The sequence below is a fragment of the Burkholderia sp. WSM2232 genome, from assembly GCF_000472545.1.
In the GTDB taxonomy this organism is placed as follows: Bacteria; Pseudomonadota; Gammaproteobacteria; order Burkholderiales; family Burkholderiaceae; genus Paraburkholderia.
The window spans coordinates 25,908-47,680 of sequence record NZ_AWZV01000034.1 but is presented as its reverse complement, the minus strand read 5'-3'; the positions used below and the strand labels follow the sequence as shown (position 1 = coordinate 47,680).

The 21,773-nt window shown below is 63.1% G+C and carries 22 protein-coding genes; 3 read left to right on the top strand and 19 right to left on the bottom strand.

The window, feature by feature from the left end; genetic code table 11:
• Nucleotides 1-131: 131 nt before the first annotated feature.
• The 13 genes from F757_RS0125735 to F757_RS0125675 all read right to left on the bottom strand — a co-directional run bounded on the left by F757_RS0125735 (nucleotide 132) and on the right by F757_RS0125675 (nucleotide 12,343).
• Nucleotides 132-1,184, bottom strand: coding sequence for a TadG family pilus assembly protein (locus tag F757_RS0125735; RefSeq protein WP_027213893.1), 1,053 nt, complete (start codon nucleotides 1,182-1,184; stop codon nucleotides 132-134).
• A gap of 63 nt (nucleotides 1,185-1,247) precedes the next feature.
• Nucleotides 1,248-1,835 carry a TadE/TadG family type IV pilus assembly protein gene (locus F757_RS0125730; protein WP_027213892.1) on the bottom strand — a complete coding sequence of 196 codons (588 nt, stop codon included), beginning with the start codon at nucleotides 1,833-1,835 and terminating at the stop codon, nucleotides 1,248-1,250.
• Nucleotides 1,836-1,900: 65 nt separating this feature from the next.
• Nucleotides 1,901-2,857, bottom strand: coding sequence for a type II secretion system F family protein (locus tag F757_RS0125725; protein WP_027213891.1), 957 nt, complete (start codon nucleotides 2,855-2,857; stop codon nucleotides 1,901-1,903).
• Between the two features lie 41 nt (nucleotides 2,858-2,898).
• Nucleotides 2,899-3,882, bottom strand: coding sequence for a type II secretion system F family protein (locus F757_RS0125720; protein WP_027213890.1), 984 nt, complete (start codon nucleotides 3,880-3,882; stop codon nucleotides 2,899-2,901).
• A gap of 42 nt (nucleotides 3,883-3,924) precedes the next feature.
• Complete coding sequence (locus F757_RS0125715; protein WP_027213889.1) at nucleotides 3,925-5,292, bottom strand: CpaF family protein; 1,368 nt, start codon at nucleotides 5,290-5,292, stop codon at nucleotides 3,925-3,927.
• A gap of 19 nt (nucleotides 5,293-5,311) precedes the next feature.
• A complete protein-coding gene (locus F757_RS0125710; RefSeq protein ID WP_027213888.1) occupies nucleotides 5,312-6,523 on the bottom strand; it encodes an AAA family ATPase in 1,212 nt (403 codons plus the stop codon).
• A gap of 73 nt (nucleotides 6,524-6,596) precedes the next feature.
• Nucleotides 6,597-6,935 carry a hypothetical protein gene (locus tag F757_RS0125705; RefSeq protein ID WP_027213887.1) on the bottom strand — a complete coding sequence of 113 codons (339 nt, stop codon included), beginning with the start codon at nucleotides 6,933-6,935 and terminating at the stop codon, nucleotides 6,597-6,599.
• 20 nt (nucleotides 6,936-6,955) lie between these two features.
• Nucleotides 6,956-8,806, bottom strand: coding sequence for a type II and III secretion system protein family protein (locus F757_RS0125700; protein WP_027213886.1), 1,851 nt, complete (start codon nucleotides 8,804-8,806; stop codon nucleotides 6,956-6,958).
• 78 nt (nucleotides 8,807-8,884) lie between these two features.
• Nucleotides 8,885-9,721 (bottom strand): Flp pilus assembly protein CpaB, encoded by an 837-nt coding sequence (cpaB, locus tag F757_RS0125695; RefSeq protein WP_027213885.1) that lies wholly within the window; start codon nucleotides 9,719-9,721, stop codon nucleotides 8,885-8,887.
• Between the two features lie 39 nt (nucleotides 9,722-9,760).
• On the bottom strand, nucleotides 9,761-11,146 hold the full coding sequence (locus F757_RS0125690) for an ATP-binding protein (protein WP_027213884.1): 1,386 nt from the start codon (nucleotides 11,144-11,146) through the stop codon (nucleotides 9,761-9,763).
• A gap of 118 nt (nucleotides 11,147-11,264) precedes the next feature.
• Entirely contained in the window at nucleotides 11,265-11,795 is a 531-nt protein-coding gene (locus F757_RS0125685) for an A24 family peptidase (protein ID WP_035467465.1), read from the bottom strand.
• Between the two features lie 93 nt (nucleotides 11,796-11,888).
• Nucleotides 11,889-12,062 carry a Flp family type IVb pilin gene (locus F757_RS0125680; protein WP_013341827.1) on the bottom strand — a complete coding sequence of 58 codons (174 nt, stop codon included), beginning with the start codon at nucleotides 12,060-12,062 and terminating at the stop codon, nucleotides 11,889-11,891.
• Between the two features lie 107 nt (nucleotides 12,063-12,169).
• Nucleotides 12,170-12,343 (bottom strand): Flp family type IVb pilin, encoded by a 174-nt coding sequence (locus F757_RS0125675; protein ID WP_027213882.1) that lies wholly within the window; start codon nucleotides 12,341-12,343, stop codon nucleotides 12,170-12,172.
• 147 nt (nucleotides 12,344-12,490) lie between these two features.
• Here F757_RS0125675 and F757_RS35915 point away from each other — a divergent pair, with 147 nt between their 5' ends.
• Both F757_RS35915 and F757_RS0125665 read left to right on the top strand, forming a co-directional pair.
• Nucleotides 12,491-12,793, top strand: coding sequence for a hypothetical protein (locus F757_RS35915; RefSeq protein WP_156923733.1), 303 nt, complete (start codon nucleotides 12,491-12,493; stop codon nucleotides 12,791-12,793).
• Nucleotides 12,794-13,336: 543 nt separating this feature from the next.
• Nucleotides 13,337-14,803 (top strand): esterase-like activity of phytase family protein, encoded by a 1,467-nt coding sequence (locus F757_RS0125665; protein ID WP_027213880.1) that lies wholly within the window; start codon nucleotides 13,337-13,339, stop codon nucleotides 14,801-14,803.
• A 127-nt stretch (nucleotides 14,804-14,930) separates the two neighbouring features.
• Here the strand turns inward: F757_RS0125665 and F757_RS0125660 are convergent, their stop codons facing one another.
• The 5 genes from F757_RS0125660 to F757_RS0125640 all read right to left on the bottom strand — a co-directional run bounded on the left by F757_RS0125660 (nucleotide 14,931) and on the right by F757_RS0125640 (nucleotide 19,449).
• Nucleotides 14,931-15,329 carry a hypothetical protein gene (locus tag F757_RS0125660; RefSeq protein ID WP_027213879.1) on the bottom strand — a complete coding sequence of 133 codons (399 nt, stop codon included), beginning with the start codon at nucleotides 15,327-15,329 and terminating at the stop codon, nucleotides 14,931-14,933.
• 11 nt (nucleotides 15,330-15,340) lie between these two features.
• A complete protein-coding gene (locus F757_RS0125655; protein ID WP_027213878.1) occupies nucleotides 15,341-16,009 on the bottom strand; it encodes an RraA family protein in 669 nt (222 codons plus the stop codon).
• Nucleotides 16,006-17,046 carry an amidohydrolase family protein gene (locus tag F757_RS0125650; RefSeq protein ID WP_027213877.1) on the bottom strand — a complete coding sequence of 347 codons (1,041 nt, stop codon included), beginning with the start codon at nucleotides 17,044-17,046 and terminating at the stop codon, nucleotides 16,006-16,008. Before F757_RS0125650 ends, F757_RS0125655 begins: the two co-directional genes overlap by 4 nt.
• Before the next feature lie 54 nt (nucleotides 17,047-17,100).
• Nucleotides 17,101-18,423, bottom strand: coding sequence for an MFS transporter (locus F757_RS0125645; RefSeq protein WP_027213876.1), 1,323 nt, complete (start codon nucleotides 18,421-18,423; stop codon nucleotides 17,101-17,103).
• Between the two features lie 126 nt (nucleotides 18,424-18,549).
• A complete protein-coding gene (locus F757_RS0125640; RefSeq protein ID WP_027213875.1) occupies nucleotides 18,550-19,449 on the bottom strand; it encodes a LysR family transcriptional regulator in 900 nt (299 codons plus the stop codon).
• A 78-nt stretch (nucleotides 19,450-19,527) separates the two neighbouring features.
• On the opposite strand from F757_RS0125640, the gene F757_RS0125635 reads away from it, so the two are divergent.
• Nucleotides 19,528-20,247 carry a haloacid dehalogenase type II gene (locus F757_RS0125635; RefSeq protein ID WP_027213874.1) on the top strand — a complete coding sequence of 240 codons (720 nt, stop codon included), beginning with the start codon at nucleotides 19,528-19,530 and terminating at the stop codon, nucleotides 20,245-20,247.
• A 42-nt stretch (nucleotides 20,248-20,289) separates the two neighbouring features.
• Here F757_RS0125635 and F757_RS0125630 read toward each other — a convergent pair whose 3' ends face one another.
• Entirely contained in the window at nucleotides 20,290-21,765 is a 1,476-nt protein-coding gene (locus F757_RS0125630; protein ID WP_027213873.1) for an NAD-dependent succinate-semialdehyde dehydrogenase, read from the bottom strand.
• Between the last annotated feature and the right edge of the window lie 8 nt (nucleotides 21,766-21,773).

The following is a 21,773-nucleotide window of genomic DNA, read 5'->3' as shown; positions in this document are numbered from 1 at the left end:
TTGAAAAAATTGACTGGCGCCCGAGTCGCGATCGGCTTGCGTCGTCGCGATGGCGGGCGCCCTGGCGGATACTCGCAGCGAACGTTCCCGGAACGCGCGTTCGCCGCGGAGGTGGCGGGTAGTTTCGCGCGTCAGTATGCGAGGCTGGGGGCGGTGACGGCGCCGTAATAGGTCGCCGCGCCTGAGCCGCCTGTCGCCGACGGCGCCTTATAGCCCGCGATGAAGTGCCCGTAGATATACGGGTTGCTGCCGTTCACCGCGCCGTCGATGTGAAACGGCGCGAACGCGACAACCGGTACGGGGCTGCCGGTATCGAGCGAATTGACGACGGGCAGCAGGACATCCGCAGGCGAAGGCACTGCGTTGTAGATCGTATTCTTCACACCGGATTGAATCCACGTCTGGTCGCCGATATTCATCGGCAGAGGGTTGCCGTTGGCAATCAGGTTGCGAATAGAAGTGACGTCCTGCACGTTGTACTGAAACGAAGTCCACTGCCCGGAGCCCACGCCTGCCGCGCAGCCGGGGTATTGGTAGGTGGAGCCGATTTTGAAAACCTGCGGCAGACCGGTCGCCGGATCGTTCACGGGCTGCCCGGTCGAGGCGTTCCAGTACGCGGTATAGAGGCACAGCGAAATAGCCGTGGGAAACAGCGCGCCTGGTCCTGCATAACCGGGCGCCGAAATGACCGCGACCGCGGTCGCGCTGATCGGCATCGTGCTGATACCGAGAACCGGCGCGAGCACGAGCGACAGCGGTCCGCCGTTCTGCCCGGCGGCGCGGCTCACCGTGACCTGCACCGCGGGTTTGTCGTAGGCGCCCGGCGAAGGGACCGGCAGCGCCTGCATGCCCGCCGGCGTGCCGGTCACGTTCCAGTAGCCGGTCTGGACCTGGGCCGTCAAAAGCGAGGTGCCCTCGGTCTTGTTCAGCGTAATCGCGGATTGCGCCTTGGTTTGCGCCTGGGTCCAGTTCGGACTCGCGTAGTTCGGCCCGAGCGAGCCTGCGCCGGCAAGCGCGGCGGCGTCGGCGGCGTTTTGCAGTTCGTTGCGCACCACCCACGCGCGGCCCAGGTCGACAGCGAGTGCCGTGGTACCGATCAGCACAGTCAGGCACAACGCGGTCATCACGGCGACCGCGCCGCGTTGATGACTGAGCGCGGGTTCATGAACTTTTCTGGTTTGCATGTTGGACCTCCATCGCGTGTGGATTGCGCCGCTACTCGAGCGTCGAGACCTGTGCGCCGCCCGCTATTCGTAGTTCATCGTTGTCACGGCGCTGATCGGCACCGAGCCCACCAGCTGAGTGACGATCGAGCCGAGTCCGACGCCGCTATACGAATACGTGAGCGTCACTTTGAGCGGCTGGCCCGTCGTCGTGCCGGACGATTGATCTACCGCCACGCTCACCGGCGTCGACGTCCCGAAGGTGATCAGGTACGTGGACGCATAGTTCTGCGCGACGGTGGTGATCTGCGCGGGCGTGAGCGGCGGCACCTTGTACATGACGCCGGCGCGTGCCGCTTCCCGGCTCGCATTGGTAATGACGGCCTTGTCGTAGAGCGCGATGCTGAACTCGACCATGCCGAACACGAGCAGCAACAGCAAAGGCAGAATGAGACCGAACTCGACCACGGCGACGCCAGCCTCGCGGCGCGGCCCGCGTCTGCGCGAAGCGGCCAATGCACGCCCTGTAGGCGGTGTACGCGCTGCCGCGAGCCGCTGCTGCGCGCGCCCCATGTCGCCTGCGACGCCGCGGGGTTGACGAGGCGGCACGTCAGCGCAAGCTGCCGGCTCCGCTCCTTCCCGTGCAGGAAAATCCCTTGTTTTATGGTTCATTTGCTGTCCCCTGTGCGCGTTGCTGTTTTCTTTGCGCTGTATGGCGCTGTTGCTTCTTCATGCCCTCACGTACCGAGCGTGGGCAGCAGCACGCGGTAAATGTGAATGAACGCGGGCCCCATCAGCACCGTCATGAGTGCAGGGAAAATGCAGAAGATCAGCGGAAACAGGAGCTTCAGCGCGATCTTCGCGGCGCGTTCTTCCGCCCGCATTCTGCGGCGCGTGCGCAGCGTGTCCGACATCACGCGCAGCGAAGCGCCGATACTCGTGCCGAAACGATCCGCCTGGACGAGCATCGACGCAAACGTGTCGATGTCCTCGACGCCCGTGCGCAACGCGAAATTGCGCAGCGCCTTCTCCTTGGTGAAGCCCGAACGCAGTTCGAGCAGCATCAATTGCAATTCGCCCGCGACCTCGGGGCTCGCCAGCTCGATTTCACCGGCCACCCGCATGAGCGCTGCATCCATGCCGAGACCGGCTTCCACGCATACTGTGAGCAGATCTAGCGCATCCGGAAAGCCTTCGACAATCGCGCGCTGGCGCCGCGCACGGCAGCGTGCGAGCACAGCGTTGGGCAGGTAGTAACCGATGGCGGCGAGCATCGCGAGAATCAGTGCGCTCACCTCGAACTGTGCGTTGATGAACGGCATCTGTAGCAACGCGACGAGACCCAACGAAGGCAGCAGCAACGCAAGCACGGTCTTGGCCGCGAAATAGAGCGCGGCCGCAGTGGACGAACGCCAGCCCGCGTTCATCAGACGCAGGCGTAGCGGCGAGTCTTCCCAGCCTTCCTTGGGAATGGACAACTGCGAGATGGGCCGGGAGATGTCGGCAATTTTCTCGGCCCATCCCGGAGAGCCTGCAGACAGTGCCTGAGGCGCGAGGGAGACGCCGCCGGCCTGTTCGATGCGGCGCTGCATGTCCCTGGGCGTCATCCACCACATGACTGCGACGACGGCCGCGAATACCACCATGAACACGCCGCCGAGCAGCAGCATGTTTTGTGAGTCGAGCGTTTGCATCATGATTCTCCAGTGTGTGTCGTGACCACGCGATGCCAGCCTCAGACGCGAATCCGCACGATGCGCCGCATCCACAGCACGCCGAACACCATGGAAACCAGCACCGCCTCGATCAGTTTGAGGCCGGCCGGGTCTTCCCAGAGCACCGAGAGAAAGCTCGGATTCAACAGGTTCATTGCGCCTGCCGCCGCGAACGGCAACAGGCCGATGATCCACGCGGACAGGCGTCCTTCGGCGGACAGCACGCGGACCTGATCGAACAGACGCAGCCGTTCGCGCACCAGCGAGGCGATGCCGTCGAGAATTTCGGCGAGATTGCCGCCGGTTTCGCGCTGTATCAGCACCGCGATCACGAAGTAGCGCAGATCGGAAACAGGCACGCGCGTCGCCAGATTGAGAAGCGCTTCGTTGAGCGTGACGCCGTAATTGATCTCGTCGAACACAATGCGGAACTCGCCGCCCGTCGGCTCCGCGAACTCGTTGCCGAGCATGCCGATCGCACTCGAAAACGAATGCCCGGCTCGCAAAGCGCGGCTAATCATGTCCGCCGCTTCGGGCAACTGACGCTCCAGCATGCGCAGACGTTTGCCGCGAGCGCGCAGCATGCGCAGCGTCGGAAAGGCGAAAGCCCCCGCAGCGGCGAGCGCCGTCACGAGCATGGGCAACGGCAAAGGCGAGAAGCTCGCCGCAAGCAGCACGGCCACGCCGGCCACCACGCTATGCGTCGCAAGCCGTCCCACCGTGAGATTCAAGCCGGATTGCACGATGATCCGGTCCAGCAGATGGATGCGCGGCACACGCATCATCAGCGCATGGACCGGCGCGGAACTGCTCAGCATGCGCTCCTTGAGAATGGAGAGGCGCTCGCCGTTCACCTGGGCGCCGGCCGACAGCGCCCGGATGCGTTGGTCGAGGCGGCGCGCAGCGGGTCCGTGATGACTGTTCCACCATTGATACAGCCCCTCGATCCCGAGGACCACGGCGATGAACAGCAGGAAAGCGAAGGCGTAGAAAATCGGATTCATGAAAGCCTCACAAAGATGAGCCGCATGCCGCCGACGCCGGCATCATGCCGTGTCGAAATGCCTGGCCGGATCGTAGAGATTGTCGGGCAGCGCAATGCCGAAGGCCTGCAGCCGCTCGGTGAATCTCGGTCTCACGCCGGTCGCGCAGAAGTGGCCGCGCACCGCGCCGGTCTGATCCACGCCGGTCCGTCTGAACGTGAAGATCTCCTGCATGTTCACCATCTCGCCTTCCATGCCGGTCAACTCCTGAATGCTGACCACCTTGCGGCGTCCGTCGGTCAGGCGGGCGACCTGAACCACCACCGAGATTGCCGACGAGATCTGCTGGCGCAGATTTTTCGGCGGCAGTGCGAGACCGGCGAGGCTGATCATGTTTTCGAGGCGCGTGAGCGCGTCGCGCGGCGTGTTGGCGTGAATCGTCGCGAGCGAGCCTTCGTGGCCGGTGTTCATTGCATTGAGCATGTCGAGCGCTTCGGCGCCGCGCACTTCGCCAAGGATGATGCGGTCCGGCCGCATCCGCAGCGCATTGCGTACCAGTGTGCGTTGCGTGACTTCGCCGCGTCCTTCGACATTCGGCGGCCGCGTCTCGAGACGTAGTACGTGGTGCTGGCGCAGCTGCAGTTCGGCCGCGTCTTCTATGGTCACCACGCGCTCGCCCTCCGGAATGAAACCCGAGAGGATGTTGAGCAGCGTTGTCTTGCCGCTGCCCGTGCCGCCCGACACCAGCACGTTGACCTTCGCGCGCGTGAGCGCGTCGAGCAGTTCTGCCATTGGCGGCGTGAGGCTCTGCGACGCGATCAGGTCGCTCATTTGCAGCGGATTCACCGCGAAACGGCGAATGGACATCAACGGTCCGTCCACGGCGGAAGGCGGGATGATCGCATTGACGCGAGAGCCGTCAGGCAGACGCGCATCGACCATCGGACTGGATTCGTCGATGCGCCGCCCGACTCGCGAAACGATCTTCTCGATCACCTTCATGAGGTGCGCGTCGTCGTAGAACGTGACGTCCGTCAGTTCCAGACGGCCGCGGCGTTCGACGTAAGTGGTGCGGTGCGTGTTGACCAGAATGTCCGACACGGTCGGGTCGCGCAGCAGCGCTTCGAGCGGACCGAAGCCGAACATCTCGTCGTGAATGTCGGTGGTCAGTTGCCTGCGTTCCAGATCGTTGACGGGCGCCTTGTCTTCTTCGAGGATACGCGCGATCAGTCCGCCGATCTCCTGGCGGACCTGTTCGGCCGGCAAACGCGCGAGCCGTTCGAGTTCGACGCGGTCGAGCACGGCCTCGTGAACCTTGCGCTTGAGCGTCTGGTAGGCGGTGCGGGCGAGGCCGAGCGGCGCGCGTGCGCCTGGCTGGCGTTCCGGCAGCGCATGCACTGCCTGTGACGACATCTGTTCGCGAAGTGACATGAGATTCTCCTGGCTGACGTTATGACGCCGTCGACTGCCGCTGTGTCGCGGAGCGGCTGAACAGCCGGCTGAGCAGCGGTTCTTCGCGCTTCTTCTGCGCAACGGCGCCCGCCGACTGATTGACGATGCTCTGGGCGAGCGCCCGCACGCCGCGCGCGAGCGCGCTGCTGCGCGCCACCTTCAGCACGGGTTCACCGAGATTGACGGCCTCGGTAGCGGCTTGCGGGTCGTCGGCAATCACGTGCGAAGGGCGTTTGCCTAGCACCTGTTCGAGCGCGCTCGCCGCCCGTTCGTCATGGCGGCGGTGCCGGTTCAGCAAAAGACGCAGACGCTCGGGCGAATACGCGAGCGACACCAGCATTTCCTGCAGACGGCGCGCGGCTCGTACATACGGCATGCTGGCCTGCAGCACCATGTGAATTTCCGCGCTGCGGTCGAGCGCGACAATCGACAGCGCATTAATGCTCTGACCCAGGTCGAACAGCACGACGTCGTAACGCGGCGCCGCAACGCCGAGAATCCATTCCAGTTGCTCTTCGCGAATGTCGAGCGCCTTGATTGGATCGCCCGCGCCCGCGAGCACATGAAAGCCCGGCGTCACGTGCGAGAGCGATGCGTCGAGAAAGGCGGCGTCCATGCGCTCGATCTGCGCGCACATTTGCGGCAAGGTCGAGGGCGGTTCCTGATCGCTGACAAGAAACGCGGCGTCCGCGAACATCTGGTTCAGATCGACGAGCAACACGCGCTTGCCGTGCAGCGTCGCGATTGCGTGGCCCACGTTGGCCGCGATCAGACTGGTGCCGGCGCCGCCTTTGCACGAAATGAACGACACCATGTGCGTTTCGTGGCGCGCGTCGGCGGCGTGCGGAGCCATTGCGCGCTGCACGGCGTCGCCGAGAGCGCGCGCGTCGAGCGGCCAGTTCAGCACGTCGCGAATGCCGGCGCGCATCGCGGCGATCAACGTATCCGGCGATGTCTGCGGCAACAGCAGCAGGCAAGTGAGGCGCGGATAGCGGTGCACCAGCACGTTGACCGAGTCGAGTTCGGCGCGCTCCGGCGAAGCTGCGTCGATGATCAGGACATCGAACGCATCCAGACTGTCGCCGCGTTCGAGCAGCGCGGAAGGCGCGCCCTGCATGCGGGTCGAGGTGCAATTGCCGCAGTCCGTCACGAGACGAACGATCTCGGCCATTCGCCCCGTGTGCTCGGAGTTGATGAGGATATTGATCATGATGTTGTCATCCGCGGATTCATTGGCTGGTGGGCCCCCGCGGCGGCTCTCGCCGCGCGCGGGACGGGGTCGCCTAGTCGCCGTTGCCGGCCGCGGGCATGGCCGCGCCTTCGCCGGCGGCGCCGCGCCCACCCACGCCGATCACGAACGCATTCGCGGTTCTTGGCGGCGCCTTGAACGACGCGCTGTAGTTGGCCATGGCGCCGACGGCGGCCTTGCCGTCCACGCCGGGCGTGTACGGGTTTTTCGTTGCCGCGTCCGGATCGATGATCTGCGCGGCGGTGAAGCTCCTCACTGATTCGCCGAAGTGGCGGTCGAAGTCGGGCGTCGTCGACATGCAGCCGTTGAGCGCGAGGCACGCCGGCACGAGAAACGCAGCCCAGCGCGAGAAGGAAACGATGCGATTGGTCATGATGTTCTCCGGAAGACGCATTAGTTGTGAGCGCGAGCGGACGGCGAGCGCGGTTTGTCTGAGGGCTGCGCCTCGCGTGCGGCGATCTGCGCGGCCCTTGCTTCCACTTGCGCGGCGTGCGCTGCAGCGTCGTCGGCGGGCTTGCCGTTTTGCGCGGGCGTGACGGCTTGCGGCTCGGGCAGCGGCGCAGCGCTTGCGGCGGGCGTGGGCACCATCGCGGAGACGGGCGGTTCAGCCGCGGGCGGCATGGCCGGCGCTTGCGGTTGCGACGGTGCGGGAGCCATGGCCGGCGCAGGTGCCGGAGCCGGCATCGGCGGCGCGGGCTTTGTGCTGCCCGCCGGATCGCGGCCTTCCATGTTGCCCATCAGGTAGACGTCGGCTTCGTTCGGCGTTTTCAGACGGTCCGTTGGCAGCGGCAGACTGGCGGCGGTCTGCAGCGGCTTCACGAGGTGCGGCGTGATGATGAACACCAGTTCCGTGCGGTCCTGCTGATACGACGTGCTTCTGAAGAGCGCGCCGAGCACCGGCACTTCGCCAACGCCCGGTATCGCCTTTAACGTGCCCGACGCGTTGTTCTTGATGAGCCCGCCAATCGCGAAGGTCTCGCCGTCGTTCATCTGCACTGTGGTGGAGGCGCGGCGCGTGGTGATCAGCGGCAGTACGGTGAGGTTGTTGGTGTTCGTTGCGCCGACCGTGACGCCCGTGGACGACAGCTCCGACACTTCCGGCGCGACCTTCAGGTTGATGCGGCCGCCCGCGAGCACAGTCGGCGTGAACTTCAGGCCCACGCCGAATTCCTCTTCCTGCAGGATGATGGTCGACACGCCGTTCAGGTTGCTCTGCGGAATCGGAATGAAGACTTTGCCGCCCGCGAGGAAGGTGGCTTCCTGCCCGCTCAGCGTGACGAGATTCGGCTCGGCGAGAATCTTCACGAGGTTGTCGCCATGCTGGCCGTCTATCGCGACATTGAACGGCCGGTTGTTCGCCTTGTTCACGTCGACGATGCTCGACACGCCTGCGAGCAGGCTGCTGAGCAGCGCGCCGCTCCACGATCCGAAGCCGCCCTGAATGTTCATCGCCGCGCCCAACTGGTTGAGCACCGTCTTCGAGACTTCGGCAACCTTCACCTCCAGCATCACCTGTTGCGGCGAGTCGACGCTCATCATGTTCAGCACGGTGGCGGTCTTGCCGGCCGCATTGCCGTTGCCGTTCGCGCCGCCGTTGGCGCCCGGCAGCGTGCTGCGCGCGTACGCTTTTGCGATTTCCTGCGCCTGGGCCGCGGCCTGCGCGCTGGACACTCGGCCCGCGAGCACGAGGTCGCCCGCCACCGTGGAGACGCGGATGTTAGGCTCGTCTGGCATCAGTTGGGACAGCGAAGTTTGCAGGCCGCCCGAATCGGCGTTCACCACGACGTTGATGACTTCGCAGGCGCCGCTCTTGCCCTGCACGATCATGTTGGTGGTGCCCACCGCCATGCCGACCACATACAGCGTTTGCGGCGAAACCATGGTCGCTTGCGCGACGAGCGGGTTGCCTAGCGTGCGATTGCGCACCGGTTCCGCGGTCGGCATCAGCGTGGACTTGCCGACGGGGACCACCACGGTGCGCTGGTCGCTCTGCGTGCGCGTGCAGGCGGGGCCGCGTGCGGCAGCGCTTTGCATTGCGCTCGCGGGCTGTGGCGGCGCGGCATTCATGCTGATGGTCATCTGCACCGGGCCGTGCGGCAGGGGCATCGCGGCGGCTCTGGTGTTCTCCGGTGCTTCCTGCGCATACAAGCCGCGTGCCGCGAGCAGCGCGATACATACCGCGGTGGTCAGCAGCGCGGCGCGAATGGCGCTGTCCTTGCCGAACTTCTGTTGACTCGATTTCATTTCGTTATCTCCCCGTAGCCCGCTGCGAGCAAGCCGTCGTGCGTCAGACGCCGCGGTGTCGCTTGATTGCGTGTGTGATTAAAAGCATTCCTGACTGCCTTGTGTTCCCGACAGCACACCGACACAGTCGCGCTTCGGCGCCGGGCGCGCGACGTATTTCACCCGTGCGGGTGCTGCCGCAACAACGGTTGCAGGCGCCGGTGCGGCGGGCTTGCCGAGCAGCGTGATCTTGGTGGCGCCGCCGGTGGGCAACGGGCGGTCGTCGATCTGATTGCGCAGCACGAGCGAGAGGCTGCCCACACTGCGCGCGAGGTCGAGCTTCTCCGCCTGGTCCGGCGTAACTTCGAGCGTGACCGCGTTGACCACTTTCGGCTGCGTGTCGTCGCGGCTTACCTGCTGCGCGACCGCGAGCACCAGTATCTTTTCGAGCACAATCTTGGAGATGCTGTGTTGCGGGTCGGCCGTTTTTGCTTCGGGTTCCTGAGTGTTGACGATAACGTCGACATAGTTGCCAGGCAGCGCAAAACCCGCTACGCCGACCACATCGTTCACACGCACCGTGATGGCGCGCTTGCCTTCGCCGATTACCGCCGAGAGACCGCCCTTCGTGCCTTGCGGCGCGAGCTTCGACTCGATCACCGGCTCGCCGGGTTCGAGGCTCGTGCGCACCACGCGCCCGTCCAGCGCCTTCGGGTCCTTGAATGCGCCGGGCGGCACGCTCGCGGTCGGCCAGTTCACGGTGCGGATCATGTTCGCATTGAGCGGCTGTCCTAGGCTCACTTCGGCGGTGGCCACCGCGACCGGGGTGACGGCCGACGACGATGTCTGCAACAGCCATCGCGAGGCGAAGGCGACAGCGGCAAGACCCGCCAGCAGAGCCATTCCTAACATCACAATTGCGCGACTGGTTTTCATGGTGAGACTCCTTTCATGGGTTGCTGGGGCAGCTGCGGATCAAGCGCCGGCATGCCGTTTGTCGGATTGCCCGCTATGGGATGGATAGGTCTGGTCATGCTCAGGCGCGGCGCCGAAGTAGCAATGCCATGCGTGCGTCAGCCGGTATTCGGTAACCGTGGGTACGTCGCCGTGATACAGCGCGAACGAGCGCAGCACGCCGAGCAGATCGGCGGGGTAGCACGCGAGATACGGCGTGCGGCTACGCTGATGCAACTGGTTCAGCAGATACTCGAACGCGCCAGCTTCGATTTCGACGCCAAGCGCCGCGCATTGAGCGTCGAAGACGCGCCGGTAGTCGTCGGCGCAAAGCGCGCCGACGTGGATTTTCGAGCCGAGTCTGCGCAAGAAGGCGTTGTCGTTCAGTTCGGCGGGTGTCAGGTTGGTGGAGAACACCGGCCATACATCGAACGGGCTTACGAAGCGCGCTCCGGACTGCAGTGCGAACTGGTCGACGCCGCGATCGAGCGGGGTGATCCAGCGGTTCAACAGTTCGTTCGGCGCGACGCGCTGACGACCCAGATCGTCCACGACATACAGGCCCATGTTGGCCTTCATATGCGGCGGCGCCTGATAAAAGCCGCTATTGGCGTTGTACTGAAGATCGAGCAGCGCGAGCGTCAACTCGCCGCCTGACATGATGACCGGGCGTTCGCACACGCGCCAGCGGCGGTCGGTCACGCCGGCGAGCGCGCCGGGGGCCGCGTCCCTGTGCAGCAGCGGGTCGTGTATCTGGATCACGTCGCCGGCCACATACAGCGCATACGGGATGGGCACGGCGCCTTGCAACAGTCTGCCGAGGCGCTCGGCGAGGTACGTCTTGCCGCTGCCTGCCGGGCCGTACAGCATGACGGGGCGCCCCGCATTCAGCGCGGCTACGGCGCAATCCAGCAACGACATGTCGGCGATGAACCTTGCAAAGGCCGCGCGGACGTCCGACTGCGCAATATGGATACTTTTCACCGAATACGCGTTGACCACGCTAACGTACGTTTCCAGCGAGACAGGCGCGGGGCCGCAATAGGTGGAGCGGCTGGCTTCGTGAGCGGCCAGTTCGCGGCCCGCCTCGGTGAGGCGCAGATGGACGTCGACGTCGCTATTGCCCCGGTGCGCGATCTCGACGAGATGCTCGCGCACGAGAAAGCCGATGGTTTCCTCGAGTACCGCGGCCGTCAGGCAGTGCCTCGCCATCAGATCGCCCAGCGAAGATTTGCCATTCTGCAAAATGGACTTCAGCAACAGCTGCGCGATGAAGAGCGCAGGCAGGCCAGTGTCCGCAATGCTGCGCGGTGCGCGCAATAGCGTCGCGCAGGTGCTCTGCGTTCCCGCTACAGGGGCCTGCCCGGACTGCGTGGCGTGGTCCGTGCCTGGGTTGTTCGCGTTCATGTCTTGCTCCCCGATGTCGCGCGCCGCTTTGTGCGCTGCGAATGTTGCGTCCGTTGCTTCCGTTGCGTCTTTGCATCTGCCTCGCCGGATCGCTGTCCGGCCTGCTCTTACGAGCCGCTCATGCCGTTCCCGTCAGCAGCACCGCGATGGTTCCTGCCGCGATAGCAACGCCGTAGGGAACCGAGCCCACTGATTCGATGGAATCCCTTGCCGTGCCCGAGCCCTGCAACGCGGGATGCGCGATGACACGCAGGTTGGCCCACACCTTTCCCAACTGATGACGCCGCGCAATCAGCGCGAGCATCCATACGCCGCCTACCACGCACGTCACGAGCGCCGCGTAGAGCACGAGCAGCGGACCGATCCATGCGCCCACCATGGCGAGCAGCTTGACGTCGCCGGCGGCCATGCCGCGCACGAGGTAGAGCGGAAGAAACAGCACGAGGCCGGCGGCAGCACCTGCGAGCCATGCAATGGCACCGGCGCCGATTCCCTTCAGCCAGCACTGCACGATCAGCGCACTGATCAGACCCGCGGCGACCAGCAGGTTCGGAATGCGCCGGCACTGCATGTCCGTGCTTGCAGCAGCTACCACGAATGCGATGACGCAAGGCGCAATTGGCGGCAGAACATTGGCGGTAATCAGCATGGCGAGCTCTCCTGAATAGGCCACAGGGAAAAAATCGGGCGGTGCGATGGACGAAGGGTCGAACGCACCCAGTCCATCGGCACCTTGCGCGGATCAGGTCAGATAGCCAGCAATCAACATGAACTTCGCTTCGAGGTTCGTGCCGATGGCGGTTACCCCAGTGATAATGGCGAGCGCAATGAGCGTGGCGATCAGGCCGTACTCGATTGCGGTGACGCCTTCTTCGTCGCGCACGAATGCGTCAATAGATTGAATGAGCGATTGCATATCGACTCTCCTTTGAACTTGAAGACGGCTTTGGCGGCCGGGTTACAGTCGGGGAGGCGGGGCGGACCGTGCGTTTGCGCGCTTCATCCGCCTGCCCCGTCACGGCGTTACGCGAGCTTCGTGGAGATGAACAGGAACTTGGCGGCGAGGTTGGTGCCGACAGCCGTCACGCCCGTGATGATGACGAGCGCGATGAGCGTCGCGATCAGGCCGTATTCGATGGCGGTCACGCCTTGTTCGTCGCGAATGAATGCCTTGGTGCTGTTGATGAGCGATTTCATGGTTTATCTCCCTTAGGATGGCTAATTTAATGTCATCGGATGACGACGGTTGGGTACAGCGTGCTGCTTGACTACAAGGTGCTACACGAAATGGCGCCTCTACGCTGCGTGAGAACGCGGCCGGGCACGAGCCGCAATGGGCTCGCTATGATTCATGTGCTGATGGGCGTGCTGCCTGCATGGCAGCAGAACGGACTGGCGATGAGCCAGGGTTGGGAACGGCGCATTGACAACGGCCGCGAAATGCCGCGCCGTCAGGCGACGCGCAATGCGAATTGCGCCGGGCAACGCCGTAAGAATCTGAATGAAAGACCGCATCTTCCACTACTCCTTGTTTTCTTCTTTCACAGCCGGAATGTTCTGGTTGCTACCCGGTGTGCGGGTAGCAAGGGAACCCCCGTCGGCATCGATCTGGTCGTTGATCGTGTCGCCGGCTGTGCGCAAACATAAAGGCAAGGAGTGGGCCAGCTTGCATGGAGTCTCGAAAGCATCGGGCTTACAGTCCTCCAACTGCGTTTTTCTCGACGAGGGGGAGCGCAGATGTGACCGACTTGACTCAGAACTGCATCATTGGCGCGTCATGCCCCGCACCGTCGAAAGTCGCGCTCTTCCGCGATGCGCATGGCCTGGAACCCAGACTTAGGGATTTGACCCAGGTGAGCCAAAAGTGAATCGGGCCGTTAAATTAGGGCCGTTCTCGAGCGTGGAGGTTGACCGATTCGTTGCAACTTTGAAACCTGGCTAGTTGAAGCATGCGCTTCAGACCGGAATCTGGCGCTTTTGCACGGGTCTTCAGCGGACACTGCAGATAGTGCGTCACCGTTGCGTCATATGTGTCACGCAATATGATGGGCGGCCACCCTCGGCCAACAACACCAACAGGCTGCGCGCCGGCCGTTCATGTCGTGTTTCGAACATCCATGCCGGCAAGCACCTGGATGATGCCCGGCGCCAGACACGTCTAAAACAAGCATTCCATTCAAGGAAGACATCGTGTCTCGTTCAAGACTGTTTGCTCTGACAGCGATTGCCTCGTCGCTCATGTTCGCGACGGCCGCGCATGCTGCGGTCGATCTCATCGCGGTTGGTCAGCTTGGCGGCCTGACCGGCGACCTCTCGAAGGAAACGGCAGCGCCGCTCGAGAACGGCGTAGCGGGCAACCTGCTCGGCGGCCTCGGTTCGGGCATAGCGTACGCGGGATGCCATACGTTCGTCGCCGTGCCGGACCGCGGCCCGAATGCCGTGTCGTATAACGCGGCCATCGACGATACGGCGTCGTACATCAACCGCTTCCAGACCTTGCACCTGCGCTTGCAGCCGAGCGCGGCTGGCGCGCCGCTGCCGTATTCGCTGACGCCGAAGCTGATTGCCACCACTTTGCTGCATACCTCGGAGAAACTGGTTTACGGATCGGGCGCAGCGGCCGGCGTGCCCGACGGTGCCCCGGCGCTGAACAGCCGCAATCACACGCACTACTTCACGGGGCGTTCAGACAATTTCGATCCGACGCGCCTGTCGACCAATGATCGGGACGGGCGCTTCGATCCGGAAAGCGTGCGCGTGAGCAATGACGGCGAAAGCGTATACATCTCCGACGAATACGGCCCGTATGTTTACCGCTTTGATCGGCGCACCGGCCGGCGCATTGACGCTTACAAGCTGCCGGACATGTTTGCTGTTTCGACGTTAAGCCCGGTTGGCAACGATGAAATCGCGCAAAACACCGCAGGCCGCGTTGCGAACAAGGGCATGGAAGGTCTCGCAATTTCGCCGGACGGCAAGACGCTGTTCGGCGCCATGCAAAGCCCATTGATTCAGGACGGCGGCACAGACGGCGCATACACGCGCATTGTCAGGATCGACCCGCGCACCGGAAAAACCACGCAGTTCGCGTATCCGCTCACCAACATCGGGACCACGACGAAGCCGAAGTATCCCACCATCAGCGACGTGGTGGCCGTGAACGATCATGAACTGCTGGTCGACGAACGCGACGGCAAAGGCCTGGGCGACAATTCGACGGCTGCTTTCAAGCGAGTGTTCCATATCGACCTGGCCGGCGCGCAAGACGTCAGCAATACGAGCGGTCAAGCTGGCCTCGCGCCGTACGCCGTAAAAAAAGCGCTGTTCCTCGACGTGGTCGCGCAACTGACCGCGCACGGCTACAACGCGAACGACATTCCCGCGAAGCTCGAAGGGCTCGCGTTCGGCCCGGACGTCATGGTCGGCGGCGTAAAGAAACACACGCTCTTTATCGCGAACGACAACGACTTCCTCGGCACGGTCACCGATATGAATCATCCGGCGGGTATCGCCAATCCCAATCAGTTTTTCGTGTTTGCATGGGACGCGAGCGAACTGCCGGCCTACGTCGCGCAAAAACTCGCCGGCGCAAATGCGGGCAAAGGGCGTGGTCACGATGACCAGGCCTGCATGCCAGGTCACGACGACGATCACTGATGGACTGTTCACGTAGCGCGTGCGCGAAGGCGGGGCGCTGCGCGGCGGCGCCCGTGCACTGCGCTGGCCAGTCACGTGCGCCCGATTTGCGCGCCGCATGTTGTCCAACTGGCAAGCGAAAAGCAGACTACGGCGGCAAGGGTACGTCTTCGATAAGCTCGGCTTTTACAGCGCGGATTCTTCTGTCGACGAAATACCCGCCGCCTTCCGTGTAGTGCAGGTAGAGGCGCCCGCATAGCTTGCATGCCCATACAGAACATTGGTTGTATGGGAAGAAGCGAGGCGCAATGGGCGCGTTGGGGGACCAGTAGCTTGTCTTCTCCGGCAGATATTCGCTAAAGGTCGGCTCGGCGTGCTCTTCGGGCCGCAGTGTGCCGATCTCGTCGAACTGCGTTTCGTCCAGAGAAAGCGGTTGCGACTGCCAGCCGTCGAGCGGTGTTTTCGCGCATGCGCATGGGGCGCTTGCGCGCGCCTCGGCGAGGCGTGCGAGTTCGAGAAGCGTTGCAGCGTTCAGATATTGCGCCATGTGGCTCACATTCAGGTGTTCATCATCCGGTCGCGTTGAGGAGCAACCCAGGAGCGGTCGAAGTTGCCTTCGGCAATCGACTTCAAGGCCGTTACCTCTTTTGCATGTTGCCGGCGCGCGCCTTCAATGACGGCATCGACATCGGCTGGTGGGATCGCGAGCAGGCCGTCTTCATCGCCGACAATGATATCGCCAGGATGCACCACCATGCCACCCACGGTGACCGGCACGTTGATTTCGCCAGGTCCGTTCTTGTAGGGACCACGATGCGTGACGCCTCGTGCATACACCGGAAGATCGCGCTGACGCAGGGCGCCGACGTCGCGAATTGCGCCGTCGACGACGAGCCCATGTACGCCGAGGCTCTCTGCGAAGCTCGCCATGATTTCGCCCATTAGTGCTTGCGTGAGGTCGCCCGCGCCGTCGATCACCAGCACGTCGCCGGGTCTGCAGAAGTCGAACGCGCGATGAATCGCGAGGTTGTCGCCCGCGCGCGTGCGAACCGTCACGGCGGTGCCGACGAGAGGCTTCGGCCGATGATACGGCCGCAAGCCCAGCATGCCGCTTGCGCGCGCCATGTTGTCGCTGAGCAGTGAAACGGCGAGTTCGCGCAACGCATCGAGTGTTGCAGGCAGTGCCTGCGGCGCGGATTCGAATTCCCGCCATCCGATTGGATTCATGCAATAGCTCCTTGGGCCGCGAGTTGTCGATCGAGTTGACGCGCTAGTCGCGGATATACCGCACGCGCGTTGTCTTCGTAGATACGTTGCCGATCCACGTCGCTGAGCCATTCGATAGCGTCGATGTAGCGGCGGGTGTCGTCATAGTGGTGGCCTGTTTCCGGATCGATGCCTTGCACGGCACCTATCGTTTCCGAAGCAAACAGAATGTTTTCGACGGGGATTATTTTGGCGAGCAGTTCAGCGCCCGGCTGGTGATACACGCAAGTATCGAAGAACACGTTGTTGAGCAGATGGTCGCGCAACAGCGGCCGCTTCATGTCCTGTGCGAGGCCGCGATAGCGTCCCCAGTGATACGGCACCGCTCCGCCACCGTGGGGAATGATGAAGCGCAGCGTAGGGAAGTCCGCGAACAGATCGCCGGTGAGCAACTGCATGAAAGCGGATGTGTCGCCGTTGATGTAATGCGCGCCCGTTGCATGAAAGTTGGGGTTGCACGACGAGGACACGTGGATCATCGCGGGCACGTCGAGCTCGACCATTGCTTCATAAAGCGGATACCACGAGCGGTCCGTGAGCGGCAGCCCCGACCAGTGTCCACCCGACGGATCGGGATTCAGATTGCAGCCGATAAAGCCCAACTCTTCCACGCAGCGCCGCAATTCGTCGACACAGTTTGCGGGCGGTGCGCCTGGCGCTTGTGGCAACTGACATACGCCGACAAAGTTGCGCGGAAACAGCAAACAGACGCGGTGCACGAGGTCGTTGCACTCGCGCGACCATTGCGCGTTGGCTTCTGCTGTCGAGAGATGATGGCCCATGCCGGCGGCGCGTGGCGAAAAGATCGTGAGGTCGGTGCCGCGTTCCCGTTGAATGCGCAACTGGCCGGTTTCGATGCTTTCGCGGATTTCGTCGTCGCTGATGCCGGGGCGGGGTGGCGGCGTCTGCCCCTCTCTCACGGCGGCGATCTGCTGCGTGCGCCATGCTTCGTGCTGCGGTGGCGAGGTCGTGTAATGCCCGTGACAATCAATAATCATGGTCTGCAATACCTTCGTCTGGTTGTCGCAATGTGCGGTTGCCGGTTCGCTGCGTCAGGCGCGCTTCGCCGCCTCGCCGGTTGCGAGCGAGGCCGTTTCGTCCTCGCGTGCCGTGACTCGCATGGCGAGCGCGATGATCGTCGACACCAGCAGAAACGCGGCAATCGTCAGCAACGCAAGCTTGAAGTTGCCGGTCGCGCTGCGCACGAGGCCAATGCTCCAGGGCCCGACCAGTCCGCCGAATTGCGCGATGGTGTTGATGAGTGCAATGGTCGCGGCACCCGCGGCGCCCGTTCTGAACGAAGACGCAAGGCTCCAGAACAGCGGGTTGCCCGCATAGATGAAGAGACCGGTCACGCACAGCAGCACATAGGCGATGACGGGATTCGGCGCATATGCGCTGCCCGCAATTGCCAGCGCACTCATGAAGTACACGAACGCGAGGTGTTTCTTGCGATCGCCGGTGCGATCCGAACTGCGGCTGATCAGAAATGTGCCGAGTACTCCGAGCAGAGGCGGCGCGGCGGACAGAAAGCCGACTTCGAGGTTGGTGAGATGTCCCAGGCTTTTGACGATCTGCGGCAGCCACAGAAACAGCCCATAAATGCCGACCAGCGCGCAGCCGAACAGGCATGCGAGACTCCACACGCGTATATCGCCCGCCACGCGCAGCAGCGGATAATGAGTGTTGCCGCCCAAGGCGTCTCGCTCGGCGGCGAGCGTCGATTCGAGCCAGTGCTTTTCATCGGTGGAAAGCCAATCGGCGTCTGCTGGGCGCTCGGTCATGAGGCGCAGCGTAACAAGACCGAGCAGCATGGCCGGCACGCCTTCCAGAATGAACATCCATTGCCAGCCATGCAAACCGAGAACGCCGTCGGCCCCCGTCATCAGCGCCGTGGACAAGGGACCGCCGAGCACCGCCGAAAACGAACCGGCAATGATGTAGCCACCCACTGCGCGCGCCCGGTAACGCACGGGAAACCATTTGGTCAGATACACCGCGACGCCCGGCAAAAAGCCTGCTTCCATCACGCCAAGCAGAAAGCGCAACACGTAGAAGCTTGTATCGTTGAAGACGAACGCGGTGAGCGCGGCCACGGCGCCCCAGGTCAGAAGAATGCGCGCGATCCAGCGCCGCGCGCCGACCCGATGCAACAGCAGATTGCTCGGCACTTCCAGCAGCATGTAGCCGACGAAGAAAATACTGCCCGCAAAGCCGAACACAGCGGGGCTGAAGCCCAACTGTTTGTTCATGTCCAACGCGGCGAAACCGATGTTGATACGGTCGAGATAATTGAAGAACATCATCGCGAATAGCAAGGGCATCAGGCGCCCATATACCTTTCGCATGGTGGCGGCTTCGTCGTTCCGGTTCATGCTGTCTCCTACCTGGCGGCACGGCGACGTGGCCGTGCCTGCGTTCTTTGTCATGTGTGGCTCAATGATAAGAACGCGCCGGTGAGCAGTCCAAGACCGGTTGCTTATGCTTGTATAGGCTTTTGCTTATAGTGCGGCGTGCGCAATCGGCGGCGGCAGGCAAGCGAGGAACGCACGCAGATGGGGCGAGGCGTCCTCGGTCCTGAACGTCGCTGCGAGCGTCGAGCGGTATCTGGAACCCGGTCCCGCCAGGTGTCGATAGACAACGTCGCTGCGCCCAAGCTGCGCGACCGATTCGCCAATGAACGTCACGCCGAGCCCCGCTGCGACCAGCGCGATTGCAGTTTGAATTTCATATGCCTGATGAGCGACGAGCGGCGTCAGGCCCGCGTCGCGATACAACGATAGAACGGAGCGCTTGAACTGCGCGTTCTGGTGCTTCGGATAGAGGATCAACGGCGTATCCGCGAGATCGGCGATGGTTACCGTTTTGCGCGAGGCGAGCGGATGCCCGGGTTCAAGCGCGGCCATTACCCGCTCGCGCAGCAGCGGATAGGACGTGCAGCCTTCGATTGCCAACGGTTGCCGCCCAATGCCGATGTGAATGCGCATGTCGCGAAGTGCGTCGGTTTGCTCCTCGGTGAGCATTTCGAAAAGCTTCAGTTCGACTTGCGGATACGCATGATGAAACGCCTTCAGCGCGGGCGGCAGAATGCTGTACATAGCCGAGCGCGTGAAGCCGATGCTAAGCCAGCCGCGCCTGCCCACGCCGATTTCCTGTGTCGCGAGGCTCGCCTGTTCCAATGCGCCAAGTATCTGACGCGCTTCAGTGCAGAGATAGTGCCCCGCTTCCGTGAGCGTGAGCGGACGTCGCGCGCGATCGACGAGTTGCGTGCCGAGCCGCTCTTCCAGCGAACGGATCTGCTGACTCAAAGCGGGCTGTGCAATATGCAGCCGCTCTGCGGCGCGGCTGAAATTCAGCTCCTCGGCAAGAATCACGAAGCACTGTAGAGCCCTAAGATTCATAGCGATTCTGTTTGACCTCAGTACGCGCAGGATAACCTACACTGTCGCTTTTATCCGCTGAAAGACGAGGAGAAAGCCATGCGCCTGACCGACTTCGACACGCTGACCTTCGATTGCTATGGCACCTTGATCGATTGGGAAACAGGCATCTTCGAGGGCTTGCGGCCGCTGCTGGAGCGTGTCGGGCGAACGCTCACGCGCGACCAGGTACTGGAGGCGCATGCGCGACACGAATCGTCGCAGCAGAGGTACACGCCTTACCGGCGCTATCAGGACTTGCTGCCCGTGGTCTACAAGCGCCTTGCAGAAGAATGGGGCGTGCCGTATACGCTCGCCGATTGCGACGCGTACGGCAAGTCGATCCGGAATTGGCCTGCATTCGACGATTCCGCGGCAGCGTTGCAGTACCTGAAGCAGCACTACAAGCTGGTCATTCTCTCGAACGTAGACAATGATAGTTTCAGCTATAGCAATGCGAAGCTGCGGGTTGAGTTCGACGCGATATTCACCGCGGAGGATATCGGTTCATACAAGCCGTCGCCGCGCAATTTCGAGTACATGCTGGAGAAGCTCGGCGAACGCGGCATACGCAAAGAGACCATTTTGCATACCGCAGAAAGTCTCTTTCACGATCACAAGCCCGCGAATGCGTTCGGCCTCGCTTCGTGCTGGATTTATCGCCGGCATGCGAAGCAGGGCTTTGGCGCGACGATGGACCCGGGCTCACAGCCGAAGATCGACTTTCGCTTTAACAGCATGGCCGAACTGGTGGAAGGCCATCGCAACGCATTGGCGTAACGCCCGCGGCGTCACGCCTGCGCGTCGTGCGCCGGCGAAGCGTTACTGATCGAGTCCGCCCTGGCACAGGTATTTGATCGACAGATAGTCGTCGAGTCCGTACTTGGAGCCTTCGCGGCCGTAGCCTGATTCCTTCACGCCGCCAAAGGGCGCCGCCTCGCTCGATACAGCGCCTTCGTTAATGCCGATCACGCCCGCTTCCAGCTGTGCAGCCACGCGGTTGATGCGCCGTACGTCCTGCGTATAGAAGTAAGCGGCAAGGCCGAAGGGCGTATCGTTCGCGAGGCGGAGCGCCTGTGCTTCATCGTTGAAGCGGAACAGCGGTGCCACCGGTCCGAAGGTCTCTTCGCAGCACACCAGCATGCCGTCCTGCGCGTTGGTCAGCACTGTCGGCGCATAGTAGTTCGGGCCAAGTTCCGTCAGGCGCTTGCCGCCCGTCAGCACGTTTGCTCCTTGTTTTACGGCGTCTTCCACGTGACGCGCGATTTTGTCGATGGCGCGCGCGTTGATCATCGGGCCGATTTGCGCGTCCGGATCCGTTGCGGGCGCAACCTTCAGCGCGGCCACGCGTTTCGCGAGCAGATCGGCAAACCGCTCATACACGCCCTTCTGCACATACACGCGATTCGGGCATACGCAGGTTTGCCCGCCGTTGCGGAACTTGGCCGCGATGAGGCCGGCGACCGCTGCGTCGAGATCGGCGTCGTCGAAGACGATGAACGGCGCGTTGCCGCCCAGTTCGAGCGAGAGCTTTTTCAACGTGGCGGCCGATTCGCGCGCGAGATGCTTGCCGACCGGCGTCGACCCGGTGAACGTGATCTTGCGCACGCGGGCATCGGCGAGCCAGTCGGCCACCGCTTCAATGCCTTGCTCGCGCGAAGCCGACAACATGTTCAACACGCCGTCGGGTACGCCGGCTTCCTGCGCGAGCGCAGCGAGTGCAAGCGCGGTGAGCGGTGTGTCTTCGGCGGGCTTTGCGACGACTGTGCAACCGGCTGCGAGTGCGGGCGCGATCTTGCGGGCGATCATGGCGAGCGGGAAATTCCACGGCGTGATTGCAGCGACTATGCCGATGGGTTCCTTCACGGCGCTCATATGCTTGCCGCGCTGCTGCTGCGGAATGATGTCGCCGTAAATGCGCGTTGCTTCGTCTGCGAACCACGCGACATACGAGGCACCATATGCCACTTCGCCACGGCTTTCCGCCAGCGGCTTGCCTTGTTCCGTCGACATTAGCCTCGCGAGGTCTTCGGTGTTCGCGACGATCAGCGCGTGCCAGCGGCGCAGAATCTCGGCACGTTCGCGGGGCAGCTTGTCGCGCCACGCGGGCAACGCGCGAGCGGCGGCGTCGGTGGCGGCGCGCGCGTCCGCGGCACTGCTGTTCGCGACTTCGACGATCGTCTCGCCTGTTGCGGGATTGATCACAGGAAAGCGCGCGCTGCTCGTGGCGGCGATCCATTGGCCGTCGATCAGATTGAGCGGCCGGATCAGTTCAGTGCGCGTCAGTGCGAGAGACATTGCGTTGC

Bases quoted from the DNA above. Each gene is read 5' to 3' on its own strand.
- cpaB (WP_027213885.1), bottom strand. From the start codon at position 9,721: ATGAAAACCAGTCGCGCAATTGTGATGTTAGGAATGGCTCTGCTGGCG.
- F757_RS0125725 (WP_027213891.1), bottom strand. From the start codon at position 2,857: ATGCAAACGCTCGACTCACAAAACATGCTGCTGCTCGGCGGCGTGTTC.
- F757_RS0125735 (WP_027213893.1), bottom strand. From the start codon at position 1,184: ATGCAAACCAGAAAAGTTCATGAACCCGCGCTCAGTCATCAACGCGGC.
- F757_RS0125640 (WP_027213875.1), bottom strand. From the start codon at position 19,449: ATGAATCTTAGGGCTCTACAGTGCTTCGTGATTCTTGCCGAGGAGCTG.
- F757_RS0125710 (WP_027213888.1), bottom strand. From the start codon at position 6,523: ATGATCAATATCCTCATCAACTCCGAGCACACGGGGCGAATGGCCGAG.
- F757_RS35915 (WP_156923733.1), top strand. From the start codon at position 12,491: ATGATTCATGTGCTGATGGGCGTGCTGCCTGCATGGCAGCAGAACGGA.
- F757_RS0125700 (WP_027213886.1), bottom strand. From the start codon at position 8,806: ATGAAATCGAGTCAACAGAAGTTCGGCAAGGACAGCGCCATTCGCGCC.
- F757_RS0125660 (WP_027213879.1), bottom strand. From the start codon at position 15,329: ATGGCGCAATATCTGAACGCTGCAACGCTTCTCGAACTCGCACGCCTC.
- F757_RS0125685 (WP_035467465.1), bottom strand. From the start codon at position 11,795: ATGCTGATTACCGCCAATGTTCTGCCGCCAATTGCGCCTTGCGTCATC.
- F757_RS0125650 (WP_027213877.1), bottom strand. From the start codon at position 17,046: ATGATTATTGATTGTCACGGGCATTACACGACCTCGCCACCGCAGCAC.
- F757_RS0125675 (WP_027213882.1), bottom strand. From the start codon at position 12,343: ATGAAATCGCTCATCAACAGCACCAAGGCATTCATTCGCGACGAACAA.
- F757_RS0125635 (WP_027213874.1), top strand. From the start codon at position 19,528: ATGCGCCTGACCGACTTCGACACGCTGACCTTCGATTGCTATGGCACC.
- F757_RS0125715 (WP_027213889.1), bottom strand. From the start codon at position 5,292: ATGTCACTTCGCGAACAGATGTCGTCACAGGCAGTGCATGCGCTGCCG.
- F757_RS0125680 (WP_013341827.1), bottom strand. From the start codon at position 12,062: ATGCAATCGCTCATTCAATCTATTGACGCATTCGTGCGCGACGAAGAA.
- F757_RS0125645 (WP_027213876.1), bottom strand. From the start codon at position 18,423: ATGAACCGGAACGACGAAGCCGCCACCATGCGAAAGGTATATGGGCGC.
- F757_RS0125655 (WP_027213878.1), bottom strand. From the start codon at position 16,009: ATGAATCCAATCGGATGGCGGGAATTCGAATCCGCGCCGCAGGCACTG.
- F757_RS0125705 (WP_027213887.1), bottom strand. From the start codon at position 6,935: ATGACCAATCGCATCGTTTCCTTCTCGCGCTGGGCTGCGTTTCTCGTG.
- F757_RS0125690 (WP_027213884.1), bottom strand. From the start codon at position 11,146: ATGAACGCGAACAACCCAGGCACGGACCACGCCACGCAGTCCGGGCAG.
- F757_RS0125630 (WP_027213873.1), bottom strand. From the start codon at position 21,765: ATGTCTCTCGCACTGACGCGCACTGAACTGATCCGGCCGCTCAATCTG.
- F757_RS0125730 (WP_027213892.1), bottom strand. From the start codon at position 1,835: ATGAACCATAAAACAAGGGATTTTCCTGCACGGGAAGGAGCGGAGCCG.
- F757_RS0125720 (WP_027213890.1), bottom strand. From the start codon at position 3,882: ATGAATCCGATTTTCTACGCCTTCGCTTTCCTGCTGTTCATCGCCGTG.